This window comes from Anabaena sp. CA = ATCC 33047 (genome assembly GCF_963870205.1).
Lineage (GTDB): Bacteria > Cyanobacteriota > Cyanobacteriia > Cyanobacteriales > Nostocaceae > Trichormus.
The window spans coordinates 54,611-78,617 of record NZ_CAWMSA010000005.1 but is presented as its reverse complement, the minus strand read 5'-3'; the positions used below and the strand labels follow the sequence as shown (position 1 = coordinate 78,617).

The 24,007-nt window shown below is 41.5% G+C and carries 17 protein-coding genes; 7 read left to right on the top strand and 10 right to left on the bottom strand.

Annotated features, from left to right (window positions below; all coding sequences use genetic code 11):
• Positions 1 to 209 precede the first annotated feature (209 nt).
• Entirely contained in the window at positions 210 to 3,002 is a 2,793-nt protein-coding gene (gene secA, locus AACS98_RS01925; RefSeq protein ID WP_066375671.1) for a preprotein translocase subunit SecA, read from the top strand.
• Between the two features lie 123 nt (positions 3,003 to 3,125).
• Here secA and AACS98_RS01920 read toward each other — a convergent pair whose 3' ends face one another.
• Positions 3,126 to 3,569 (bottom strand): hypothetical protein, encoded by a 444-nt coding sequence (locus AACS98_RS01920; protein ID WP_066375667.1) that lies wholly within the window; start codon positions 3,567 to 3,569, stop codon positions 3,126 to 3,128.
• Between the two features lie 623 nt (positions 3,570 to 4,192).
• Between AACS98_RS01920 and AACS98_RS01915 the strand changes: the two genes are divergently transcribed.
• Both AACS98_RS01915 and AACS98_RS01910 read left to right on the top strand, forming a co-directional pair.
• Entirely contained in the window at positions 4,193 to 7,303 is a 3,111-nt protein-coding gene (locus AACS98_RS01915) for a plasmid replication protein, CyRepA1 family (RefSeq protein ID WP_066375664.1), read from the top strand.
• Between the two features lie 119 nt (positions 7,304 to 7,422).
• The gene (locus tag AACS98_RS01910; protein WP_066375661.1) at positions 7,423 to 8,094 is read left to right on the top strand and encodes a rhomboid family intramembrane serine protease; all 672 of its coding nucleotides are present in this window, start codon (positions 7,423 to 7,425) and stop codon (positions 8,092 to 8,094) included.
• 24 nt (positions 8,095 to 8,118) lie between these two features.
• Here the strand turns inward: AACS98_RS01910 and AACS98_RS01905 are convergent, their stop codons facing one another.
• From AACS98_RS01905 to AACS98_RS01880, 6 genes are all read right to left on the bottom strand, one after another.
• Positions 8,119 to 10,302: a GumC family protein gene (locus AACS98_RS01905; RefSeq protein WP_066375658.1), complete on the bottom strand. Its 2,184-nt coding sequence runs from the start codon at positions 10,300 to 10,302 to the stop codon at positions 8,119 to 8,121.
• A gap of 152 nt (positions 10,303 to 10,454) precedes the next feature.
• On the bottom strand, positions 10,455 to 11,810 hold the full coding sequence (locus AACS98_RS01900) for a polysaccharide biosynthesis/export family protein (protein WP_066375885.1): 1,356 nt from the start codon (positions 11,808 to 11,810) through the stop codon (positions 10,455 to 10,457).
• A 53-nt stretch (positions 11,811 to 11,863) separates the two neighbouring features.
• On the bottom strand, positions 11,864 to 12,595 hold the full coding sequence (locus AACS98_RS01895; RefSeq protein WP_066375655.1) for a cyanoexosortase B system-associated protein: 732 nt from the start codon (positions 12,593 to 12,595) through the stop codon (positions 11,864 to 11,866).
• Positions 12,596 to 12,878: 283 nt separating this feature from the next.
• Positions 12,879 to 13,658 (bottom strand): glycosyltransferase, encoded by a 780-nt coding sequence (locus AACS98_RS01890; RefSeq protein WP_066375651.1) that lies wholly within the window; start codon positions 13,656 to 13,658, stop codon positions 12,879 to 12,881.
• 265 nt (positions 13,659 to 13,923) lie between these two features.
• Positions 13,924 to 14,820: a cyanoexosortase B gene (crtB, locus tag AACS98_RS01885; RefSeq protein ID WP_066375650.1), complete on the bottom strand. Its 897-nt coding sequence runs from the start codon at positions 14,818 to 14,820 to the stop codon at positions 13,924 to 13,926.
• Positions 14,821 to 14,963: 143 nt separating this feature from the next.
• Positions 14,964 to 16,127 carry a DegT/DnrJ/EryC1/StrS family aminotransferase gene (locus AACS98_RS01880; protein WP_066375648.1) on the bottom strand — a complete coding sequence of 388 codons (1,164 nt, stop codon included), beginning with the start codon at positions 16,125 to 16,127 and terminating at the stop codon, positions 14,964 to 14,966.
• Positions 16,128 to 17,006: 879 nt separating this feature from the next.
• On the opposite strand from AACS98_RS01880, the gene AACS98_RS01875 reads away from it, so the two are divergent.
• On the top strand, positions 17,007 to 18,566 hold the full coding sequence (locus tag AACS98_RS01875) for a GAF domain-containing sensor histidine kinase (RefSeq protein WP_066375638.1): 1,560 nt from the start codon (positions 17,007 to 17,009) through the stop codon (positions 18,564 to 18,566).
• Positions 18,567 to 18,688: 122 nt separating this feature from the next.
• Positions 18,689 to 20,116, top strand: coding sequence for an IctB family putative bicarbonate transporter (locus AACS98_RS01870; protein WP_066375636.1), 1,428 nt, complete (start codon positions 18,689 to 18,691; stop codon positions 20,114 to 20,116).
• Between the two features lie 98 nt (positions 20,117 to 20,214).
• Here the strand turns inward: AACS98_RS01870 and AACS98_RS01865 are convergent, their stop codons facing one another.
• Positions 20,215 to 20,499 carry a WGxxGxxG family protein gene (locus AACS98_RS01865; protein WP_066375635.1) on the bottom strand — a complete coding sequence of 95 codons (285 nt, stop codon included), beginning with the start codon at positions 20,497 to 20,499 and terminating at the stop codon, positions 20,215 to 20,217.
• Positions 20,500 to 20,696: 197 nt separating this feature from the next.
• Positions 20,697 to 21,164 carry an SsrA-binding protein SmpB gene (smpB, locus tag AACS98_RS01860; RefSeq protein ID WP_066375633.1) on the bottom strand — a complete coding sequence of 156 codons (468 nt, stop codon included), beginning with the start codon at positions 21,162 to 21,164 and terminating at the stop codon, positions 20,697 to 20,699.
• A gap of 473 nt (positions 21,165 to 21,637) precedes the next feature.
• Between smpB and AACS98_RS01855 the strand changes: the two genes are divergently transcribed.
• Positions 21,638 to 22,324 (top strand): response regulator transcription factor, encoded by a 687-nt coding sequence (locus AACS98_RS01855; protein WP_066375631.1) that lies wholly within the window; start codon positions 21,638 to 21,640, stop codon positions 22,322 to 22,324.
• Here the strand turns inward: AACS98_RS01855 and AACS98_RS01850 are convergent.
• Positions 22,313 to 22,795, bottom strand: a complete 483-nt coding sequence (locus AACS98_RS01850) for a low molecular weight protein-tyrosine-phosphatase (protein WP_082803786.1) — start codon at positions 22,793 to 22,795, stop codon at positions 22,313 to 22,315. The genes AACS98_RS01855 and AACS98_RS01850 overlap by 12 nt on opposite strands.
• A gap of 236 nt (positions 22,796 to 23,031) precedes the next feature.
• Between AACS98_RS01850 and AACS98_RS01845 the strand changes: the two genes are divergently transcribed.
• Positions 23,032 to 23,967: an alpha/beta fold hydrolase gene (locus tag AACS98_RS01845; RefSeq protein WP_066375623.1), complete on the top strand. Its 936-nt coding sequence runs from the start codon at positions 23,032 to 23,034 to the stop codon at positions 23,965 to 23,967.
• The last annotated feature ends 40 nt before the right edge of the window (positions 23,968 to 24,007 follow it).

Sequence of the window (24,007 nt, the reverse complement as noted above, 5' to 3'; positions counted from 1 at the left end):
ACTATTAAAAGAGTTTCCATTTAAAACTGCGAAATCAAACGGATCATCTAAATTCATAGATTGAGTCTCATTTTTGCTGTTTTTGAGTTACTTTACCTCTCATTCCCATCCATGACTGACAATGGTTGGGTTGGGTTAAATTCTTATAATCATTAGAATAGTCAAACCCTTTTAATTCCCATCCTCTCAATTTAGTTCCAGAATCTGCCATGCTAAAACTCTTGTTGGGCGACCCCAACGCTCGTAAGCTGAAAAAATACCAACCCTACATTACAGAAATTAATCTTCTAGAGGAAGAGATTCAAGCTCTTGCCGATGAAGATTTAAAAGGCAAAACAGTAGAGTTTAAACAGAGACTGGCCAAAGGCGAAACTCTGGACGATATCCTGCCAGAAGCCTTTGCTGTAGTGAGGGAGGCAGGTAGACGAGTCTTAGGGTTGCGGCATTTTGATGTTCAGATGTTGGGCGGTGTCATTCTACATACTGGACAAATCGCCGAAATGAAAACTGGTGAAGGTAAAACCCTAGTGGCTACCTTACCAAGTTACTTAAATGCCCTGACTGGTAAAGGTGTCCACGTAGTCACTGTCAACGATTACCTGGCTCGTCGGGACGCGGAATGGATGGGACAGGTACATCGTTTTCTGGGTTTAAGTGTGGGTTTGATTCAGGCGAGCATGACTCCCAGTGAACGCAAGAAAAATTATGACTGCGATATCACTTATGTAACTAACAGTGAAGTAGGCTTTGACTATCTGCGGGATAACATGGCTACATCAATGGCTGATGTAGTACAGCGTCCGTTTAACTATTGCGTCATTGACGAAGTAGACTCAATTTTAATTGATGAGGCGCGGACACCATTAATTATTTCAGGTCAGGTAGAAAGACCGACAGAAAAGTATCTCCAAGCGGCGGAAATCGCCTTGACTCTACGAAAAGATGAGCATTATGAGGTAGATGAAAAAGCTCGTAACGTACTGTTAACCGATGAAGGTTTCGCGGAAGCAGAACAGCTTTTGGGGGTGACAGATTTATTTGATCCGGAAGATCCTTGGGCGCACTTTGTATTTAATGCGATTAAAGCTAAAGAACTTTTCGTCAAGGATGTCAACTACATCGTCCGTAATGGCGAAGTGGTAATTGTTGATGAATTTACTGGACGGGTGTTACCCGGAAGGCGTTGGAGTGATGGCTTGCACCAAGCGATTGAAGCGAAAGAACGGGTAGATATTCAGCCAGAAACCCAAACGCTGGCAACAATTACTTATCAAAACCTGTTCTTGTTGTATCCCAAATTGGCGGGGATGACGGGAACGGCGAAAACAGAAGAAGCCGAGTTTGAAAAAATTTACAAATTAGAAGTCACGATCATTCCTACCAACCGCACCAGAAAACGGCAAGATTTATCTGACTTGGTATTTAAGAAAGAGACTGGCAAATGGCGCGCGATCGCTGGTGAATGTGCCGAAATGCACCAACAGGGTAGACCGGTTCTCGTGGGAACTACCAGTGTGGAAAAATCTGAATATCTCAGTCAACTACTAAAAGCACAAGGCATTCCCCACGAATTACTCAACGCCAGACCCGAAAACGTAGAACGGGAAGCGGAAATTGTCGCTCAGGCAGGACGTAAAGGTGCTGTTACCATTGCCACAAACATGGCGGGACGTGGTACGGACATCATCCTGGGTGGTAACTCCGAATATATGGCCAGGCTGAAACTGCGGGAATACTTGATGCCACGCATCGTTAGACCAGACGATGAAGACGTTTTTGGCGTACAGAGGGCGGCGGGTTTACCCACAGGACACGGTGGCGGTCAAGGTTTCGTTCCTGGCAAAAAAGTCAAAACTTGGAAGGCTTCCCCGGAAATTTTCCCCACCCAAATCTCTAAAGAAGCAGAACAGCTGTTAAAAGAAGCTGTAGATGCTGCCGTGCGGGAGTATGGTGAGCGTAGTTTAGCAGAACTAGAAGCAGAAGATAAGGTAGCTGTAGCCGCCGAAAAAGCCCCTACTGATGACCCGGTAATTCAGAAATTACGAGATGCTTACAAACGGGTGAAGCAGGAATACGAAGAATTTACCGAGCAGGAGCATAACGAAGTTATAGAATTGGGTGGTCTGCACGTAATTGGTACTGAACGCCACGAATCACGGCGGATTGATAACCAGTTACGGGGACGCGCCGGACGACAAGGAGACCCTGGTTCAACCAGATTCTTCTTGAGTTTAGAGGATAACTTACTGCGGATTTTTGGAGGCGATCGCGTTGCCGGTTTAATGGAAGCCTTCAACGTCGAGGAAGATATGCCCATTGAGTCGGGCATGCTTACCCGCAGCTTAGAAGGCGCACAGAAAAAAGTTGAAACCTACTACTACGACATCCGTAAACAGGTGTTTGAGTACGACGAGGTAATGAATAACCAACGTCGCGCCATCTACGCCGAACGTCGTCGGGTGTTGGAAGGGCAAGACCTAAAAGAACAGGTGATTAAGTACGCCGAAAAAACGATGGACGAAATCGTTGACTACTACATTAACGCCGATCTCCCCTCAGAAGAGTGGGAATTAGAAAAGTTGGTGGAGAAAGTTAAGGAGTTCGTCTATTTGCTGTCTGATATGCAAGCCAGTCAATTAGAAGACATGGGAGTAGGTGAAATTAAAGCCTTCTTGCATGAACAAGTAAGAATTGCCTACGACCTCAAAGAAGCCCAAATTGACCAAATTCAACCCGGACTGATGCGCCAAGCTGAACGTTTCTTCATCTTGCAACGCATTGATACCCTATGGCGTGAACACCTCCAACAAATGGATGCTTTGCGTGAGTCTGTAGGCTTGCGTGGTTATGGACAGAAAGACCCGCTTATTGAGTATAAGAGTGAGGGTTATGAGTTGTTCTTGGATATGATGGTCAACATCCGCCGTGATGTTGTTTACTCGCTGTTCATGTTCCAACCTCAGCCTCAGCCAGCAGTGCAAACTTCTTCTGAGATGGTGTAAAATTTATCATCCAAAGCGGGTTAAAGTGGTGAGCCAAACCTTGACCCGCTTTTGGCAATCAATAAAGGATGTACTAAAAACCTGTTCCCTGTTCCCTTTTTGGTCATATTTGGGAAAAAATGTTTATTTACCAGAGCAATAGGTATTGATTTCCTTGACTATGGCACCTTCTTCAACACTGCTCTTTTGTAAGGTTACTAAAAAGCGATTTGCATCTCGTATGTTCTTTTTATCTATAGCTGCGGCTGTATCATTTAAACTTTTACTAATGTCTTGATAGAGTTTAAAAAAGCGTCCTTGGAAACCTTTTAATGCTTCATCTTGAATTGCCAAGCCTTTCATTTCTGTACTGATTTGGTCTATCTTACCAGAAAGTTCAATTAGACCTTGAGAACCTTTTGCAGATTTGGGATCTTTACCGAATTCTTGACCTAAAACCGCCGCCTGATTGGCAACTTTAATAACTTTGTTACATTGAGCTACTTTGCTTTCTCCGCAACCTGTAAAAGTTAATGCGATCGCACCTGCTAGAGAAAGTGTAGCAGTTCGTTTGAGTATACTGGGCATAAGTTGTCATATCTCCGATAATATTTAATTAACATTGGGCAGAAAAAATAACTCTTTGACCAAAATACAAGTCAACTTTGTTTGTGGTTCTAATTTTTTTAACCCTGTTACTTTATACTTCATTCTTGTCAATACGTATATGGAATTTCACTGAACTAGAAAAAAATTAAATTACATATACATAATTGGATGTGATTATCAACTCCCTTCTGCCTTCTGCCCTCTGATTTTCATTTAACGGGGAACGGGGAACAGGGAACAGGGAACAGGGACTATCTGTGAAAGATTACCCCCGTCCAGTCCTACCACCTATTGGTGGGAGACTCAAACCCAGGGAGAGAGAGTTGACAAACTTTGATTGACAAAAATTATACTTTTGTGATAGAGCAAGTCACGCCAGAAAAATACGGAAAATATAAAATTTTTTGTCACTAAAAATACAATACAAACTTATTAATTTCCGAATGACATCGGACAAAATCACCCAAGGTCTCACTCACCGATGTATCTCGGATAACGAAGTAACAAAAATATCAAGATACCCTGAGAATTTTTGCTAAAAAAAATCAGTAAAGGCGTGGTAAGGTTTTAAATCCATCCTGATTCCGTTCGCGGTTCGCCCCATGTATCTACAAGACTTACACCCACAACATCTTGAAGAATTAATTAAGAGTAGTGGTATTGATTTAGCCTTGACACAACTGAATTTCAAGACTCTCACAGGTGTAGCAGCATTAGAGTGTCTGTTGATTTCTGAGCATCTACCCCGCACGAACACGGGAATGGTAAAAACTGGCTGGTTACAACGCTACAGTCATGCTGGTGCTGGTGGCTGGTGGTGTTCTGGCTTAGATCCCCTGAATAATTGGGAAGCGATGGAATGGGGTTGCTTTAAACCGAACCAACCGCGTCAGAATCAAAATGGTAAGCCGATTAAATACGAACATCCTCCTAGCACACCAACAAGGTTATTTTGTCTGCGGGTGACGTTGGGTATCTGGGAGAAAATTTCCCAAAGGTATAATATCGCCATACCTGCCCACATCCGCATCAACGAACAGGGCGAAGCTGTAGGCTTTTGGGAATGGGTGATGGAGTCTCAAATCCCTGTGATTATTTGTGAGGGAGCCAAGAAAGCTGCTACATTATTGACACAAGGCTATGCAGCGATCGCTATTCCTGGGATTACTAGCGGTTATCGGGTAATCAAAGATAGATTTGGTAAAGTGATCAATCGGCAATTGATACCTGACTTAGCGGCATTTACGCGGATGCAACGCAGTTTTTATATATGTTTTGATTTTGAAACCGAAGCTAAAAAAATCGCTGCCGTCAGTAATGCGATCGCGCAACTTGGTTGTTTATTTCAAGAAAAAAAATGTCCTGTCAAAGTCATCAAACTACCAGGGCAAGAAAAAGGCGTTGATGAGTTGATAGTTGCCAAAGGTGCAAACACCTTTGAAAAAGTTTATCGTCAAAGCGTTGACTTAGAAATTTACCTAGCCCAAATTAAACCCCACACCGAGTTAACTATTCCGGCTACACTCACCATTAATCGTCCCTATTTAGGAGAAATCAATTTTCCGACTGCTGGATTAGTAGGAGTCAAATCAGCAAAAGGTACAGGTAAAACCACAGCCCTACAATCTCTTGTAACTCAAGCCAAAACTCACCACAAACCTGTATTACTCATTACCCATAGAATCCAACTAGGTAAATTTTTATGTGAAAAAATTGGGATTAAATGGGGATTAGGTCAGAGTGAAAGCATCAAAAACCAGAGTAATGCCTTAATAATTAATCATCCAGCATCAGCGCAAATCCCATCTTTAGGTTTGTGTGTTGATTCTATCTGGAAACTGCATCCAGAAGATTGGCAAGGAGCAATAGTCATTTTAGATGAAGTAGAACAATCTTTATGGCATCTTCTCAACAGCAACACTTGTAAACACAAGCGCGTCAAAATTTTAAAAGTATTCCAACAATTAATTTCTACAGTATTATTAACTGGGGGCTTAGTCATTGCCCAAGATGCTGATTTATCAGATATTTCTTTAGAATATCTCCAGGGTTTAGCAGGATGTAAAATTAAACCTTGGGTAGTAGTAAATCAATGGAAACCCCAACGAGGTTGGGATGTGACATTTTATGATTCTCCCAATCCCATACCTTTAATTCAACAATTAGAATTAGACTTACTCGCTGGCAGAAAATGTTACGTTACAACAGACAGCCGCTCTGGACGTTACAGTTGTGAAACCATCCAAAGTTATCTCAAAGAGCGTTTAGAAAAACTAAAATATGAATTTCCAAAAACCCTAGTTATCAATAGTCAAACCACAAATACACCAGGACATGCAGCCGTAGATTTTGTAGCAGCTATTAATCAAAAAATTACTGAATATGATCATGTATTTGTCACTCCTAGTTTAGGGACAGGTATTAGTATCGATGTCCAACATTTTGACCGAGTTTATGGCATTTTTCAAGGAGTAATTCCCGATTCAGAAGCCCGACAAGCATTAGCCAGAGTTCGGGATAATGTCCCGCGAATTGTTTGGTGTGCTAAAAGAGGAATTGGCTTAATTGGTAGCGGTAGTACAAACTATCGTTTACTGTCAAATTGGTATCAAGAAAATCAAAAAGAAAACTTAGCATTGCTCAGTCCCTTACATAAAATAGATGTAGATTTACCCTTAGTTTATGACCCGATTCATTTACGCACTTGGGCTAAAATATCTGCGAGAGTAAATGCTTCTTTGCGTCTTTACAGACAATCAATGCAAGACGGTTTAAAGACTGATGGACATCAACTTTGGGTAAGAAGCAATGCCATTCACAACAATATTATCCGAGATTTACGGTTAGCATTTTTAGCAACTGATCCGAGTGATGTAGCTAATCGCCAAAGATTAGTCCTCGAAATTGTCAAAGTACAGAAAGAATGGACAGACAAACGGCAAAAAGCTAAAGAAATTAAGCGTCAAATTAAAAATATTAAGCAACAAAATCAATTAACAGCAGCAACCAATGTTGCCAACGCCAAAGATATTGATTATGTAGAATATGAGTATTTATCTGTTCAACATTCACTTACTGATGAAGAACGTCACCAAATCCAGAAATATCATCTCAAGCAAAAATATGGAGTTAAAATAACTCCTCGTCTGAAATTGCAGGATGATCAAGGATATTACTCGCAATTATTGATTCATTATTATCTCACCCATGAAAGTGAGTATTTTCATATCAAAGATGAGCAAGAATGGCAACAGCAATTATCTTTAGGTGAGGGTAAAGTGTTTTTACCAGATTTAAAAACCTATACCTTGAAAGTTGAGGCAATGAGAGCCTTGGGAATGCTGCAATTCCTAGATACAGAACTAAAATTAACTGAGGATGATAGTAAGTTACTCTGGCTAAAAGATGTAGTTGGGCAACACAGTAAACATATTAAAAGAGTCCTGGGTATTGATTTTTTGAAAGGACAAAATAAAGCCACAGGAATTAAAATCTTGAGTCGATTGTTACATTTATTCGGTTTGAGGTTAAAACGCGTCAATGATATTTATCAAATTGACCCAGACACATTTTATGATGGTAGACAACAAATATTTGCAGTTTGGCATCAACGGGATAAACGTATATTAGCGCAGATGAAAACCGTCGGCTGTGAAATCACTAATATTGCCTTACACCGTAAGTCACAAATGGTAAGGGTTAGAGGTGCTTAGGGTAGAAAGCGGTGCTTTACGTGCCGGTTTAACTCACTTAGAATAAAAAGATACATTTAACCAATTAAACTCCGGGTTCACGTTATATTGCAATTAATGAATGATGAGGAAAAACACCTGTGTTTCCCCTTTACGACGAAAACCCGACGCGAGTCACCCCGTATTTTACCTACGGTTTAATTGGGATGAATGTTTTAGTCTTTCTTCACGAATTGAGCTTATCTAATGCCCAATTAAATCAGTTTTTAGATCAGTATGCTGTAGTACCCGTACAGCTAACCAGCAATTTTGCGAGTGAGTGGACAACTTTATTCACGTCGCAATTTTTACATGGTGGTTGGTGGCACTTGATCACCAACATGGTGTTTCTGTGGGTTTTTGGTAACAATATTGAGGAACGCTTAGGACATCTCAAATATTTAATTTTTTATTTAGCCTGTGGTGCTTTAGCGGCTGCTTGTCAATGGTTTATTGGGATGTATTCAACTATCCCGTCTTTGGGTGCTAGCGGTGCGATTTCTGGGGTGTTGGGTGCATACATTATTCGTTTTCCTTATGCCAGAGTTACAACTTTGGTTTTTTTAGGTTTTTTTGTGACTACAATCAGTATTCCGGCACTGGTATTGATTGGGATTTTCTTTATCCAGAATGTTATATCTGGTCTTGCTAGTCTACAAGCTGCTGCTAACATGAGTGTAGAAACAGGAGGCGTTGCTTATTGGGCGCATATTGGCGGTTTTGTCTTCGGGTTAATTCTTAGCCCTTTATTTGGTTTATTTAGACGTGATTAGTGGCTGATTTGACTGCCAGGGCAATTATTTGAAGTTAGTTACACCTACGGAGATTTGTGGTGATTCCTCCTGTTTGTCTTCTTCGGGTACATCCTCAGATGAGGATTGAGCTACTGGTGGTAAAGTGATGGTAATATCAGCACCGTTAATAATCACTCCTAATAATCCCAGTTCATCTTGCACTAATTGGTCTATAGCTTCTCCTAGCATATTTTCCTGAGTATAGTTTGGTCTGGCTACTAGGATGATGCCATCGCTGTAAGGTTGGATTAATAAGGGATCATTGGATAAGCTCAGGGGACTGGTATCTAAAATTACTAAATCATAACGTTCCCTGGCATCTTCCATCAGTCGCCGCATTTCGCTTGATTCTAGAATAGCCGCCGACTGACGCACAGGCCCTGGACTGGGGATGATGTATAAATTTTCAACATCTGGCACTAAACGAATACATTCACTCAAGCTACCGTAATAACGCAGGGGTTCTATAGTAGCATCTGGATCTGGGTTGATTTTCAGCGATGAACAGCAGGAAGGCGATCGCAAATCTGTTTCAATAATTAAAGTTCTTTTTCCCGCTCGCGCAGCTGCTACACCCAAGTTATAAGCACTGGTAGTTTTACCTTCTTTGCTACCTGTGCTAGTAATTAAAATTACCTTCAAATTTTTCCCACCCATCCGGCGCAGATTACTGCGGAACTTCTCATAAAACTCTAAATATAGGGAATCTGGAGAAAAAACAACCGGTATTCCTTCAGGGGGTAAATCATCCACAGGCATTAACGGTAGTTCTCCCAACAGTACCGCTTCCCGTTGCTTGAGGTTGTCGCGGATATCTTCCTTAGTTCTCAAAGTACCTTCTAGCGAACCTAACAAGAATATAACTCCACCACCAACTAAAATTCCCAAGAAACCGCCCACACCTAAAGTAAAAGGTATACTCTTAGATTTTTTAGGTTCAGGCAGAATCGAAGGAAGTCGGGCAATGCTAAGACTGCTGACAGTTTCTGCCTCAGCAGTTCTAGCATCGGTGAGTTTGGCTTGCATTTGATCAAAAACAGCTTTCTTGAGGGCTACCTCCTGTTCTAAGCGCGATCGCTCTAGTTGTTTGTTGGGTATTTGAGAATATTCCTTTCGCAATCGCATCTCTTCGCGCAATTGCTGCGCCAACTGCTGTTCCAGGGTTTCTCGTTGGGTTTGCAAAGCCACCATCTGGTTTGCTAGTTGCTGCCTAGCTGGATCTAAATTAATTTGGGCGCGGATATCAGTAACGTTACGTGCTAAAGGTGCGGCTGCCCCACCACCACCAATTACCTCCGCAGCCCGTTGTTGTAATAATTCCTCATTGGCTTGTTTTTGACGCTGCAACTGAATCATGGTGGGATGTTCTGGGCGTAAATCCTTACGCAGCAAAGCTATTTGTGATTCAGTCTGATAAATCTGATTGCGTAAACTGACAATGATGGGATCAGCACTTAAGGCAGAAGAAACATAAGCTTGATCGACATTTAATCCCAATTTTGTTTGCAAACTGCGAATTTGGGCATCAATCCCCGTAATAGTTTGTTGAATTGTACGCTGTTGATTTTGACTATTAGTGATCGCACTCAACAGACTACCGTTTTCTGCTGCTAATATAGCGGGACGTTCCAGGCGATCATACAGTTCTAGTTTCCTTTCTGCCGCTTGCAGTTCTGATCTTACTTGGGGTATGCGTTCGTTAATTTTTTCAATAATTGCATTTAATCGCCCAGTATTAATATCATTACTCAGCTTGACCATTGCTTGCATCAATTCCAGTATGATTTCTTGAGCGCGCTTAGGGTCAGTATCTTTATATTTCAGTTCAATAATGCTAGATTCTAATTCCCCGGTGGCACTTTTTTTTGGTGCCTTAATAGCAATATTTTTGCCAATAGTTTTAGGTGAAACATTAACCTTTGCTGCTACAGTTTCCACCAAAGGATCTGATAGTAACACTTTGGCATCGAGTCCCTGACCCTGTTGCTGAATTTCCGTACCAGTAGTAGAAAATGAAACTGGTGGACGAGTGTATGTCAGTGCGCCATCTGCTATATAACTGGCTGGTGGTTCTGGTTGCATAGCCACCACTGTTGACCCCGCGATTACTAAACCAAAGCTGGCTAATCCAATCCACTTGTATTTTTCAAAAGCGATAATGTAGCGTTTAACAATTGGTGGGGTCATAACAAAGCCATAAGTAAACAGACGAGGTTGAATTGAAGCTAGCGATCGCTAGCTGTCCAGTTAGTTACTTGTTATTATTCCTGATGCTTCATAGATTAGTCACCCCCAGGCTATAATTTTTATACATTTTTAATTTAGTCTAAAAATATACATCAATTTCCCCCTCCGCCGAAGCTTTCAAAGAAATTCAGGAAAGACCGGACATTGAAAAATGGCTGAGTAATCGTACTTAAAAAATTAGTAATTCTCCCAACCAAGCTACGGCCAACCACAATCACATCATTATCTTGTAAAGGCACATTTTGAGAGACATCGCCAGCCAAAGCCTTCTTAGCATCTAATTTTTGGGTGACAGCTTTGCCACGTTCCGCATCGAACCGCACTAAAGCAATATCTCGCAGGTTGGCAGTATCAAGATTGATTCCTCCCAAGGCATCAACAAAGCTACTACCATTAGGCAGTGCTTGAGTCACAAGCCCTCCAGCAGCGTAATTTAACACACGGATTCTAATTTGTGTGACAGCCAGAGAAGAACGAGCCACTAAATAGCGATCGTAACCGTCATCTGCACCAATTTCACGACTAGGTACAACTATTGCGTCCCCATCCTGCAAACGTAAGCTAGGCAGCGAACCATCATTTTGTAATGCCCCGTATAAATCAATCGTTTGAGAAATTGTAGAACCATCCATCAACCGACGACGTACCTGCACCTGTCGCAAGTCAGCATTCATAGTAGAACCACCAGACGCGAGTAAAGCATCCGCAACACGAGGTATTGATGAAGCCATACCATAAATTCCTGGTCGAAACACTTCCCCACTGACAGTTACTTGCACAGGTCTTGGGGCTGCTAACGACACCACCAACATCCGATTTGCTAAAATCTCGCTAGAAGTCAAGCGAATTTTTTCTTGTGCTTCTTGCACACTTAACCCTTGTACAGAGATAGTTCCCACTTGTGGGATGACAATATTGCCTTCGGGATTAACTGGGGCTGAGAAGTTCAAATCAGGGCGTGGTACTGCCAACGATAACACCACCACAGGATTAATTACATACCGATTGAGTAACGAGCGAATTTTTGCTTGGGCTTCTTGCAAAGTTAAATCTTGCAGTGACACTGTTTCTAGTAGTGGCACTGTGATATTACCTTCTGGGTTAATCGTGGTTTGAAAGCTCAAATCTGGAAAGCGTTGCACAAGCACGCTAATACCGTCACCAGGCCCTAAGCGATAAGCACCCGCAGGACGTTGAAAAGCCACGTTTAGGACATCTCCCGGCCCTAACAGATAACGGTTAAATTGAGGCGAAATCTGATTATTTGCACTGGCTGGTAAAGTTTCTGTATCTAGTGGAGGTGAAGGAAAATTAGCTGGTGATTCCCCTGAAGGCGGTAAACTTTGAGCAACAACAGGTGAAAAAGTATTTAAGAAAATCCCTGCTTGAAAACTAGCAAAGCACAGGGTACTAAATGCACGTATATAAAAATTGCTAACTAAGAACATTGCTATCTGGAAAATATAGAAGAGAAAGTGGGCAGCTTCAGCAGCAATTACACTCAAGGAGTTGGCTTTAGTGGGCCTGCCATCAATGTGGCTTGTATTAGTTCACCAATAGACTTTACTAACGGCCAAGTAGTTTCCACATTACCTAAAGGTTCCATAGGAACGAGAATACTGACAGCCACCCAACTAGCACGATGCTTTTGCCATTGTGCTAGTTGATCTGCCACAAACCAACGCCAAGGAGAAGTGTAACCACTGTTGGGTAAAGCGTACCATTGTAAGACAGCAAAGGTTTCTTGATTTGTGGAGACACGAAAGAATCTAGCTTCTACTGTAATTTGAGTATTTACCGCATCGGGCGATTGTGGAATATTTAACTGAGCAGAACGTTCTTGCGCTATATTCCATTGTCCCCAACGAAACTTGCCCCAGCCGCTAATATCTGTCCATTCAATTTCCGGTTGATCCTTGGGGCCATTTTGCGGTAATAACAGCAAGATAGCTTTGTTTTCTGAGTTTTCTTGCTTAAGTAGTTGCACAGACCATTTATGCTCGCCAATCAGTTGTTCAACTTGTTCAATAGTTTTCCAACCATCTAGAGTTAACCCTTTAGCACGTATCTCTCTCAATGCCTTGAGGTTACTAATAGGTGGTGGTTGTTTCCATTGCCATTTGCCTGTGAGGTATCCGGGGGCTGCTCCTGTTACTAAGAGCAGCAACAAAATTACCAGCACGGCTAAATAAGTCCAATGCTTTTCTTTAAACAAGTTAGATAGGAAAGTCATCAGTAAAAATTGCTATGTTGATGCCAAATTTTACTAGCAAAAATCACATGATGAGTTCAGTAAAATTAAGGTAATAGAGAAAAAGTGTTGTTAACTTAGTGGGATGTGATTCTTGAAACCTAAGCTCAATCAGACTTTTGGAATTGTGAATTGATATCAGCCGATGCTGGGAAAAGTTCCACAAAAACGACTGAATTCCCTGAATGGTGCCAAAACATCCATATCGGTAGATGAACGTTGGTTGTGCTTCTTTCATCTTCCGCTACGGGGGTGTCTGTTATTACTACAGACCTACATTGAGTGTTTTTTCCTTGGGGCGCAACCTGTAGCGTCCTATAATCTCGACTTCAAGCTCGTAAGTCTCATCAAGTCCTCGACGCTTTAAAGCTTGGTTGATGGCATTCTGTGATGCTAGGATTTGCTCGACTCTTTTGGTCTGGGATACGCTCTGTGGATGGTAGCGATAATAGTAGAGTGGCTTTGCTAAGTGTTGTATTTGTGTCACCTCAGATAATCGTAGACACAAGTCATAATCTTGAGCTAGTTCAAATTCTTCGTTGAACCCACCTATTTGCTCATAAACATCTCGGCGTAACAACCGGAAATGAAAGATCATAAAATCAATTAATAATCGCTCTTTGGAGTAAGGAATCCGGCAACGTTTTCCATATCCTAATATTTTGTTATCTTGATTAATTACCTGATAATCTGTATATACAAGTCCTACATTTGGCTGTGCTTCCAGTATGACCGAGGTTTCTGCAATAGCTGTTGGTGCTAATAAATCATCACTGTCTACTAATCCAAAATAGGGGCTTGTTATCTGATTCATTGCTGCTTTTAGAGATTTTGCTCGTCCTTGATGTTCTGCTGCTATAAGTTGTACTCGCTTGTCTTTTTGAGCAAATTCACGCGCTATTTTCACAGAACTATCAGTAGAACCATCATCCCAAATTAATAGTTCAAAATCTTGTCTGGTTTGATTCAAGACACTCTTGATAGCAGCAGCTAAATAGCGTTCTTGATTATAGACAGTCATAATCACAGCCACAGTTTTTTCCATCTCAACCTCCGCAGTAACATCGAAAAGGGGAGGTTTTATCCCCAGTTATTTCTATTTTCAAGTTGGTCAACTCAATTTATTGAGCTAGATTGATCTAATAGCTGACTGAGTGGAAAAACTTACTAGTCACAACTTGTTTAGTCTTCTGGATACTTAGCATTTATACACTGTGATTTTTTTGTAATTTGTATCTGCTATTTATGGGTTTATTGGTAGGTGCAAGATGTGAGCCTACCTCAACTCAGCAGATTGGTATACTTCACCTCTAGCTTATATCCGCTTCTTCTATGGTGTCTAGAGGTACTGAGAAATATTGATTCATCCAATTGAGCAGAGGCACTAATGACAGTAACATTAAAGCTGAGTAGAGGTCGCCGCCCCAACTATCGTGTAACCATGTAAACGCTGCTTCGTTACCAGTGCCATGAAAGTAACTGAGTAAAGTATTACGAATGATATTAGCAACAACGCTAATGAGAATAGCAATAGATAAAAACCAAATTGTTGTTTGGCGTGAAGATAAAACACCTTTCCAATACAGCAGCATCAAACTGACGTAGATAGTTGTAAACAACATTTTTAGCCCTGCACAGTAGGGAGCCACTTCCACAATTCTGCCAGCAACATAGATATTGATGCCGTCAACAACTACTTCCATGCCGGACTGATTTAAGATAAAACCTGCTGTACCTGCAATGAAACTTTGCAAGGGAAAGGTGTAAGGAGCAATGAGATATGGTATGGCTGTTGGGGTGGCTAAAAATACTAGCAGTAGAGAAAACCATTGTAATCGGAAACCTGGGATACCCTTAAACCACAAACAAAGTGCTGCCAAGATAGTGGGAAAGGAAAGATTCACCCATTCTGTAACGCCGCTTAAATAAAAAATTCCCCCAATTACGAGTAAAACTAAGCCCAAGGTATGGTTTTTATCTGGCAAGCGTTGCCACTGTTTGCGGTTTTGCCAACTGAGGTAAGCAGCAAATGGCAGCCCGATTAGCCCGTGGCTGAAATATTCATGTTCAATGCTGATAGTTTTGTGTAGCCATCCATCTAACCAATGTAGTAACACTGGAGCATATAGCAAGCTCAAAAGGCTGAAAATCCCGATGCTTAACAATGGGGCTATGTTTGTGTGTTTAATCTGTTGCTGAAGTGCCATAGTTTTAAGCGGTACAAAAACATCAGATATCAAGACTGCTGAGTATGAAGACTGTAATGGATTCAACAAGCAACTGAATTCCCTGTAGGGGTATAGTGCTAATCGCCACTTTTTGCTGATATATTGGTAATATATTACACTGGTTATGGAGTAGTTGCGGGGTGATCTGCAAAATCTCCAACTACACTGGCAATAGCTGCGACAACTTCTCGGATTTGGCTATGCTTCAAACCAGGGTACATGGGTAAAGATAGTATTTCTTGGGCGAGTTTTTCTGCCTGGGGAAAATCTCCGCTTTGATAACCTAAGTTGGTAAATGCTGGCTGAAGATGACAAGATATTGGATAGTGAATGCCGGTTTGAATTCCGCTTGTTGTTAATTGGGCTTGGATTTGCTGGCGATTTACAGGGCAAGCATCTGTAATTCTGATGATATAAAGATGATAAACATGACCTGCACCGCTTTGATTTTGGATGGGGATAATACCAGCAGATGCTAAAGGTGCTAGTTCTAAGTCATACTGTTGAGCAATGCTGAGGCGATCGCGATTCCATTGTGGTAAATGTGGTAGTTTTTCTAATAAAACAGCTGCTTGCAATGTATCCAAACGACTGTTTGTTCCCATCTCTACATGCACATATTTTTGGCATGAGCCGTAATTCCGTAAGCGAGCCACTTTTTGGGCAATATCTGCATCGCTTGTGAGTAGGATTCCCCCATCACCCAACGCCCCTAAGTTCTTGCTGGGATAAAAACTAAAAGCTGCGGCTACACCTACACTACCGGCTGTATAGCCTTCTCTGTGGGCTAGGTGTGCCTGTGCTGCATCTTCAAAAATTAACACGTTGTAGGTATGGGCAAAATCCCTGAGTTGCTCAGGAGATACCATCTGTCCATACAGATGTACGGGAATAATGGCTTTAGTTCTGGGTGTAATGGCTTTTGCGGCTGCTGCTAAATCAATTAATGCTGTTGCCGGATCACAATCTACAAGGATGGGTTTGGCTCCCGCTTGCAGCACTCCAATCAGTGTGGCGACAAAAGTATTCACTGGTAAAATCACCTCATCCCCAGCCCCAATGTTACAGGCTTGCAAACCTAGTGCGATCGCATCAGTTCCCGATGCTACACCCACACCATATTTTGCTCCAGAGGCTTTGGCAAAGTCTGCTTCAAATTCTGCCAGTGCTGTTCCTAAAATAAAATCTCCTTGCTGCACAACATTGGCAATTGCCTGTTGAATCTGGGTTTGAATTAACTGGTGTTGTAACTGTAAGTCTACAAAAGGAATTCTCATATTAGTCATTGCTAGTTAGCCTCACAATTAAGTTTGGTGTTTTGATGAACCTATGATTTAAAAGTAAGTTTTGTTGCCATTATCAAGCATCAAATGTTAGAAAAAATTGACATATTTTCTCATATACAATTTTGAATAAATAAAAATTATCTATGTAAAAACTATAATTTCTACCATTTAATTTCACAAATTTATTTATTCGTTATTTCTGTGATTTATTCCGAATAAATAAAGCGAATTCATGGGAAATTATGCACTTTGAGAGTCAGCATCCCAGTTCCGTTAGGGTGAGATTTACCCCAAAAATTTGCGGTGTAAATTTCTAGGGGTTAATGCCAGCAACAAAGCTTGCACATCATCAGATTGTTTAACTGGCTTGGGTGACTGTCACCAGAATATATAGTGAGTGGTATCAGCTTTGTCAACAAATTTTGGGGGCAGAAAAAACTAGAAATCCTTTGATGGCATACTTAGGCTGATGAAATTAAAATCATCCTTGATTCCTCAATGATCATCTCTGACCGTAGCCTAGGCAAAATTCATGCGGGCTGAGTCTTTCTAGCATATTGAGCATGAAAATGTTCACCGTATTTTCTACCTAATCTACACCCTGTACTGTTACAGTTATCATACCCACTTAAAAGTATGAATTAACATTATATGCGAACTCAGGAGTAAACAATGTTGCTGCCATTATCCGAACATAATTCTGTGAGACTAAGGCTTTAGTACAGATTTTCTGCCTTATTTACATCAAGGGAAGAAAATTTTGGCTCAACTTGTTTGTCAGCAGCAAAATTGGGGAATGCTTAAAAATAGGAAATCATAACCCAGTGATAGCGGTTAGATAAATCACAATATCGAGCAATGATCAAGGTAACGGTGGCAATGGTAGAGCCGGATAACAGATTATTTGTCCTGAAAGACGGTTGGGCTTCTCCTGAATCAAGAGAAAAACAACGTCTCAAAGCATTGTCAGAATTAGGTTTGCGGCAACCAGAAACCATAGCAGTTTTTGAGGAGGCTACTCAAACTGCGGCTCACTTTTTGGAAGCACCAATTTCAGTTTTAGGATTTATAGATCAAGAACGTCATTGGTTTAAGTCGGCGGTGGGCTTATCTAGACTGGGGCTGATGAATCATTTAGCTCAAAGCCGTCAGCTGTTGCGTGGTGAATCTTTCTGCACTCAGGTAGTAGAAAATTTTCAAACAGTTGTCATTAATGATACGCAAAATCCGAACAATTCCACACCTATCTCTAACAAGTTGGTACAAGAGTATGGTATCCGCGCTTACCTGGGAACACCACTGATAGATGGGGCAGGTAATTGCTTGGGTGCTTTGGCGGTAATGGATTTAGTACCACGTAATTTTACCAATCGAGATATTGAGTTTTTGCAAATTATAGCCCGGTGGAGCATGAGCGAGTTTGAGCGCAATCGGCTCCTCATGGCGAGAAAACAGGAAAAAATCAGCCATCAGAGTCCGCCTTCTTTGTTACTCAATGACGAACTGGTGGCTGATATGAAAGTCACTGCACCTAGTTTAGAAAAAGAATCTTTAGGCACCAAGGAAATCAAACTAGAACTTTTAGCCCAACTCACACAGGAATTACGTACACCTTTAACATCCGTACTAGGTATGGCAAGTGTTTTAGGAAGGGAAATTTATGGCCCTTTGACCAGTAAGCAAAGAGAATATTTAGAGATTATCCAACACAGTGGTCGCTACTTACTTTCGTTGGTTAACGAAATTACCGAATTAGGAAGCATAGATGACAATTCGACTGAGTTGAATATCGCTCCTGTAGATATTGAGATGCTATGTCAACAGGCGATCAATACTTTAGAAGAAGCAGCGAATCGTCGGGAGCAAGATATTCGCCTGTCTATCGAACCAGGACGTGGACGTATTTGGCCTTTAGATAAAGATAAAGTCCGACAAATACTATATCACCTGATTTTCAGTGTGATTCAACTCTCTGCTACGGGTAGCATTGTGCGGATTCATGTCTCTTACAAAGAAAATACGCTCAATATTACTGTCTGGGTTTCCCATCCCTGGTTAGGAGATGGTATTACTGAGGTTGATCCTTATTTCCGGCTCAATACATTATCTCTACTAGAGTTGGCTGGTGAGACAGATCCTTACAGTGTTCATCTGGAAAATCAGAAGGAAACTGAGGACTCACCAATCACACTAGAGAAGTTACATCCTTTGGATGATGATGCTGAATCCAATATGTTTACTGGCAATCCTCATAGAGATGTCACTCAAGTAAAAGGACATATTTCCCGTGAAAGCTTAGGTTTATTACTTAGCTGCCAATTGGCAGAATTACATGGCGGCAAGATTTCCATCCAAGGTTCACCAGAATCAGGACACCGCTATGTAGTCAGTTTGCCATTGCAAATGAGTAGCACTTCACAAGTTAACGATATTTCTTGATGGGAGAGTATGAGTAATACCTAGTAGTTGTGATATTCGGCGTTATGACTCTTTGATATCAGGCGCATTATGATCAGGTCTAAGTGCTAATAGTGCTTGCTCATTGATAGTGTGCGTGTTTTATGAATTTAGTCTGGCAACGGCTTACTTTATCATATTTACCGCTAAAAGAATATCTAGCTACCAGTTACTTGCGTCGTTATCTGGTGGGGCTGTTATTTTCTTGGCGGCAAAGCAGTGTTTTAATTCAGTGGGGAGATATCTTAGCTGCTGTCTTACTCAGCTTGGTATATGCTCTTGCGCCTTTTGTATCTAGTACCTTGGTAGGGGTATTACTATTAGCTTGTGTGGGATTTTGGTTATTGTTGACTTTAACTGACGAACCAACATCTGCAAACAATTCTTTATTTACACCGATTCATCTTTTGGTGTTGCTGTACTGGGGAGTTGCTGTTGTCGCCACAGCGTTGTCACCAGTTAAAAAAGCAGCGTTAAGTGATTTAATCACGTTGACGCTGTATTTGCTGCTATTTGCTCTTTGTGCTAGAGTGCTGCGATCGCCTCGAATACGTTCTTGGATGATTACCCTTTACTTACACGTGACACTGATTGTGAGTGTATACGGTTTGCGGCAATGGTTTTTTGGTGCGGCACAGTTAGCTACTTGGGTTGATCCAGAATCTCCCTTATCTAAAACTACCAGGGTTTACAGTTATTTGGGTAATCCTAATTTGTTAGCTGGTTATCTTGTCCCAGCCGTAGTTTTAAGTCTAGTTGCTTTTTTTGCTTGGCAAAGCTGGGTGAGAAAATCATTAGCATTAACCATGTTAATTGTCAATACTGCCTGTTTAGTTTTAACTTTTAGTCGTGGTGGCTGGATTGGTTTGTTGGTAGCTTTGTTGAGTGCGATCGCTTTGTTAATTTATTGGTGGGGTTTGCAAATGTCGCCTTTTTGGCGCACTTGGTCGCTACCCCTTCTGTTCGGCAGTGTCATTGGCTTATTGGTGCTAGCAGTCATTTTCGTGGAACCAGTACGGCTGCGGATTTTGAGCATCTTTGCCGACCGCCAAGATAGCAGTAATAACTTTCGTCGCAATGTTTGGGATGCGGTATTTGAGATGATCCGCGATCGCCCGATTATCGGTATCGGCCCTGGTCACAACTCATTTAATAAAATCTACCCTCTTTATCAACGCCCTCGCTATACTGCCTTAAGTGCCTATTCCATTTTTCTAGAGGTGGCTGTAGAAACTGGGTTGATTGGACTTAGCTGTTTTCTCTGGTTAATCATTGTTACCGCGAATACAGCCTTTATGCAATTGCGACGATTGCGACAATCAGGTAACAAAGAAGGATTTTGGTTAATTGGAGCTTTTGCCACGATGCTGGGGATGTTAGCACATGGCACAGTAGATACTATCTGGTTTCGTCCTGAAGTGAATACCCTCTGGTGGCTGATGGTTGCCTTGATAGCCAGCTATTGGACACCTCTAACTCAAGCGCAAACTCCAGAAGTTAACTCACCCAACCCACAACCAGCAGCCAATTAAAGTGTAAATAAATCAAAAGGCACGGCATCATGGAAGTTAGTTTTCTTTGCCGTGCCTATAATCATTAACACACAAAAATTCACAAACTACGGCTAGGCTTAGTCTCTGTAAGTGGTAGCACCAGGCGCATTCGGATCACGATAGCGGGTTGGTTCTTCACGATCTCTTCTACCTCTACCCGCTAACCCAGCTAAACCTAATAAACCAATTAAACCCAACCAACCCCAATCAAAAGTGTCCCGTTCATAATAAGTTGTTGTCCTGGGGATAGTCTCAACTCTCGGATCAGTTACCTGCGCGTTGGCAGGTAAACTAAAGGGCAAAGTCGCCATACTTAAAGAGAGAACAGCAGCCCCAACAGAAGTGGTGAAGTAACGTTTCATGGTAAAAGTTCCTTGTTGCTTCCACAGTTATCCACAACTGTATCGATTACACTAGCTAGCAGTATCAATCTGCGGCTATAAACTGGGTGTTTACTCAACTCACGCTGAAGATATACAGTGGCTCGTCTACTGTCATCACTTTGTTTTGAGAATAGAGCATGGGTGTAGGGGTGTAAATCAGAAAGATTTTCCTACCACTAATAATTTTTCATAGCCCGTTGCATATCCCGTTGATCTTGACGGCGTTTGAGGTCTTCTCGCTTATCATGGAGCTTTTTACCTTTACCAAGGGCTATACTAATTTTCACCCAGCCCCGCTTGAGATACATCTTTAAAGGTACTAATGTCAAGCCTTGCTGTTCTACTTTACCAATTAGTTTCCGAATTTCCTGACGATGTAGCAGCAGCTTGCGAGTCCGGCGTGGTTCATGATTAAAATATTGTCCACTGGCGTTGTAAGGTGAAATATGCACGTTAATTAGCCATGCTTCACCATCACGAATCAAAGCGTAACCATCTTGGAGATTGACTTTACCCGCACGAATTGATTTGACTTCTGTTCCTGTCAACTGAATCCCAGCTTCATAGGTTTCTAGGATTTCATACAAAAAACGGGCTTGGCGGTTATCACTAATAACTTTGTAACTTTCGCTCTTATCGCTCATTGAAAATTAGGTTGGGGATAGACTGATTGCAAAAATAGTTTGGATTAGCTAATGAATTCAAAATGGAATATTAAACCATGAGCCATGTTGTAGCTCAGGTTTTAGGGTTATTCTAATAAATTAGCTTTTTCTAATTATCCATGACAATTTCACGGCGCATCTGTCACTGGAAGATGATTGATTAACTAAATATTAATTTATATTAGGGTGGTTAATGGTTGGGCATATTTGGGTATCTATGAAGAATTACAAAATTTTTGGCGATTTTACATGGTAGGGGATCAAAGCAATGTTTAAATTTGTTAATCTTTTTATGGATTTAAGATTTTCTTTATAAATCCCTCTGGGGACAGTCATCTGCTGCTGATCCTGTCATAGTATGAAACATAAGAACACTATTGTAACTTGTGTTTGTAGATGGAGCTTGTAAAAGGGAATTTTTGAGTATAGATAATGCTAGGGGTGTACTGTCCATGCCCTTGACGATCCTTGTGGTGGATGACGATTTGGGCACTCGTCTATCTATTAGTGATTATCTTGAACTGTCTGGCTACTCTGTGATTACAGCGAATGACGGTCAAGAGGCTTTAGCAATGGTAGAAGAATACCAGCCTGATTTAATTGTGACAGATATTGTGATGCCACGGATGAATGGCTATGAACTGGTACGTCGGGTACGTCAAAAACCAGAGTTCCGGTTATTGCCTGTAATTTTATTAACAGCCCGTACTAAGACGCAAGAAAGAATTCTCGGCTATCAATCGGGGTGTGATTTATACTTACCAAAACCTTTTGAACTAGAAGAGTTAGCCGCCGCCATTCGGAATCTTCTAGAGCGATCGCTGATCATTCAATCTGAGTATCGCTTATCACAAAAACAAGGCGCAGCCACTCCCGTCTCCAACAAAGCAGTAGAAGCTAATAACTCTGTATTCAGCCAAAATCTAGAGAAATCGCCGTTAATTTCATCTTTAACCCTCAGAGAACAGGAAGTCCTAGAACTTTTAACTCACGGTCTTTCTAATGCTGATATGGGACAGAAACTACACTTAAGTCCCAGAACCGTGGAAAAATACGTGAGTAGTTTATTGAGAAAAACCGCCACCAGCAACCGGGCTGAACTGGTGCGGTTTGCAATTAAGCACGGTTTAGTCGATTGATTGGCTAGTAATGTATTGCAGCAGACCTTGACAAGCATCAACCAATAAATCAATTACCTGATTAAATCCTTCTTGTCCTCCATAATAGGGGTCTGGAACTTCTTTGAGGTTGTGCCGAGTGCAAAATTCACACATCAAATACACTTTCTTGTGATACTGCCCAGTCGAATCAAGCGCGATGATATCATCATAGTTATCCCGATCCATAGCCAAAATCAAATCAAATTCCTGGAAATCTGACTTTTGAAACTGTCTAGCTCGCCCAAGCAACTTAATTCCTAACTTTGCTTGTGCCGCCGCACTCATGCGTCGGTCAGGTGGGCTACCGATGTGATAGCTCGATGTACCAGCAGAGTCACAGATGATACTTTCGCTTAAGCCAGCTTGGTCAATCAAATAATTCATGATGTTTTCTGCTGATGGCGATCGGCATATATTACCCAGACAGACAAACAACAGCTTGTGAGGCATAATTCTTAGGTTGTAATTGACAAAATCAGGTTTTTTCCAGCATTTTGCATTCTATTGCAATTTAGTCAACAGTCAATAGTTATTAGTCATTAGTCATTAGTCATTAGTCATTAGTCATTAGTCATTGGTCATTGGTCATTAGTTTTTCTCCCTCATCCCCCTCATCTTCCTCATCTCCCCAGTCACCAGTCCCCTGCTTTACAATTATTAACAGCAAGTTCACATTTCTTTGAAATATGCAGGGAACGACAGCCGCCTCTACAACTCCAATTCCTGGACAATATTGGCAGTGGCGAGGGCATAAAATTTACTACGTGCGTGCGGGAGCAAAACAACCGCAACGTCCGCCTTTGCTATTGGTACATGGCTTTGGTGCTTCTACAGACCACTGGCGCAAGAATATCACAGGTCTGTGTGTTGATTTTGAAGTATTTGCAATCGACCTATTGGGGTTTGGACGTTCAGCCAAACCTAAATTACAGTATGGTGGCGACTTATGGCGCGACCAACTGCGTGATTTTATCAGTGAAGTCATTGGACAAAAAGCAGTGTTAGCTGGTAACTCCCTTGGTGGCTATGCTTGCTTGTGTGTTGCAGCCCAATGTCCTGACAGTGCGGCTGGTGTAGTCTTGTTCAATAGTGCAGGGCCATTTAGCGAAATTCAGTCAACATCTGAACCAGAAGCTTTACAATCACAAATTCAACCACCTAAACAACCCTCGGCTTTACAGAAACTTGTGGGCAATGGTGTCAAATGGATGTTTAAACAACGTCTAGCCCAGTTTTTATTATTTCAATATGTGCGACAACGTTGGGTAATTCGCCGAACTTTAGAAAAGGTTTATCTTGATCAAACAGCTATCACAGACCAATTAGTAGAAGAAATTTATCGCCCTGCTTACGATACTGGTGCTTTGGATGTGTTTGTGTCGGTGTTTAGTTCTCCTCAAGGGGAAAAAGTTGATGTTTTATTAAAACAATTAACTTGTCCTTTATTGCTACTTTGGGGAGAGGCTGACCCTTGGATGAATGCTAGAGAACGTTCGCAAAAGTTTCACCTATATTATCCTGAATTAACAGAACATTTTTTACGGGCTGGTCATTGTCCTCATGATGAAGTACCAGAACAAGTCAACCCGATTTTCCGAGATTGGGTGTTATCTGTTTGCTAGTGATAAGTTAGAACCAGTTCGTAGTAAGGACTTTAGTCCT

Bases quoted from the DNA above. Each gene is read 5' to 3' on its own strand.
- AACS98_RS01890 (WP_066375651.1), bottom strand. From the start codon at position 13,658: ATGGAAAAAACTGTGGCTGTGATTATGACTGTCTATAATCAAGAACGC.
- AACS98_RS01905 (WP_066375658.1), bottom strand. From the start codon at position 10,302: ATGACCCCACCAATTGTTAAACGCTACATTATCGCTTTTGAAAAATAC.
- AACS98_RS01880 (WP_066375648.1), bottom strand. From the start codon at position 16,127: ATGACTAATATGAGAATTCCTTTTGTAGACTTACAGTTACAACACCAG.
- AACS98_RS01855 (WP_066375631.1), top strand. From the start codon at position 21,638: ATGCCCTTGACGATCCTTGTGGTGGATGACGATTTGGGCACTCGTCTA.
- AACS98_RS01850 (WP_082803786.1), bottom strand. From the start codon at position 22,795: ATGCCTCACAAGCTGTTGTTTGTCTGTCTGGGTAATATATGCCGATCG.
- AACS98_RS01915 (WP_066375664.1), top strand. From the start codon at position 4,193: ATGTATCTACAAGACTTACACCCACAACATCTTGAAGAATTAATTAAG.
- AACS98_RS01870 (WP_066375636.1), top strand. From the start codon at position 18,689: ATGAATTTAGTCTGGCAACGGCTTACTTTATCATATTTACCGCTAAAA.
- AACS98_RS01900 (WP_066375885.1), bottom strand. From the start codon at position 11,810: ATGTTCTTAGTTAGCAATTTTTATATACGTGCATTTAGTACCCTGTGC.
- AACS98_RS01875 (WP_066375638.1), top strand. From the start codon at position 17,007: ATGGTAGAGCCGGATAACAGATTATTTGTCCTGAAAGACGGTTGGGCT.
- AACS98_RS01920 (WP_066375667.1), bottom strand. From the start codon at position 3,569: ATGCCCAGTATACTCAAACGAACTGCTACACTTTCTCTAGCAGGTGCG.
- AACS98_RS01865 (WP_066375635.1), bottom strand. From the start codon at position 20,499: ATGAAACGTTACTTCACCACTTCTGTTGGGGCTGCTGTTCTCTCTTTA.
- AACS98_RS01895 (WP_066375655.1), bottom strand. From the start codon at position 12,595: ATGACTTTCCTATCTAACTTGTTTAAAGAAAAGCATTGGACTTATTTA.
- crtB (WP_066375650.1), bottom strand. From the start codon at position 14,820: ATGGCACTTCAGCAACAGATTAAACACACAAACATAGCCCCATTGTTA.
- smpB (WP_066375633.1), bottom strand. From the start codon at position 21,164: ATGAGCGATAAGAGCGAAAGTTACAAAGTTATTAGTGATAACCGCCAA.
- secA (WP_066375671.1), top strand. From the start codon at position 210: ATGCTAAAACTCTTGTTGGGCGACCCCAACGCTCGTAAGCTGAAAAAA.
- AACS98_RS01845 (WP_066375623.1), top strand. From the start codon at position 23,032: ATGCAGGGAACGACAGCCGCCTCTACAACTCCAATTCCTGGACAATAT.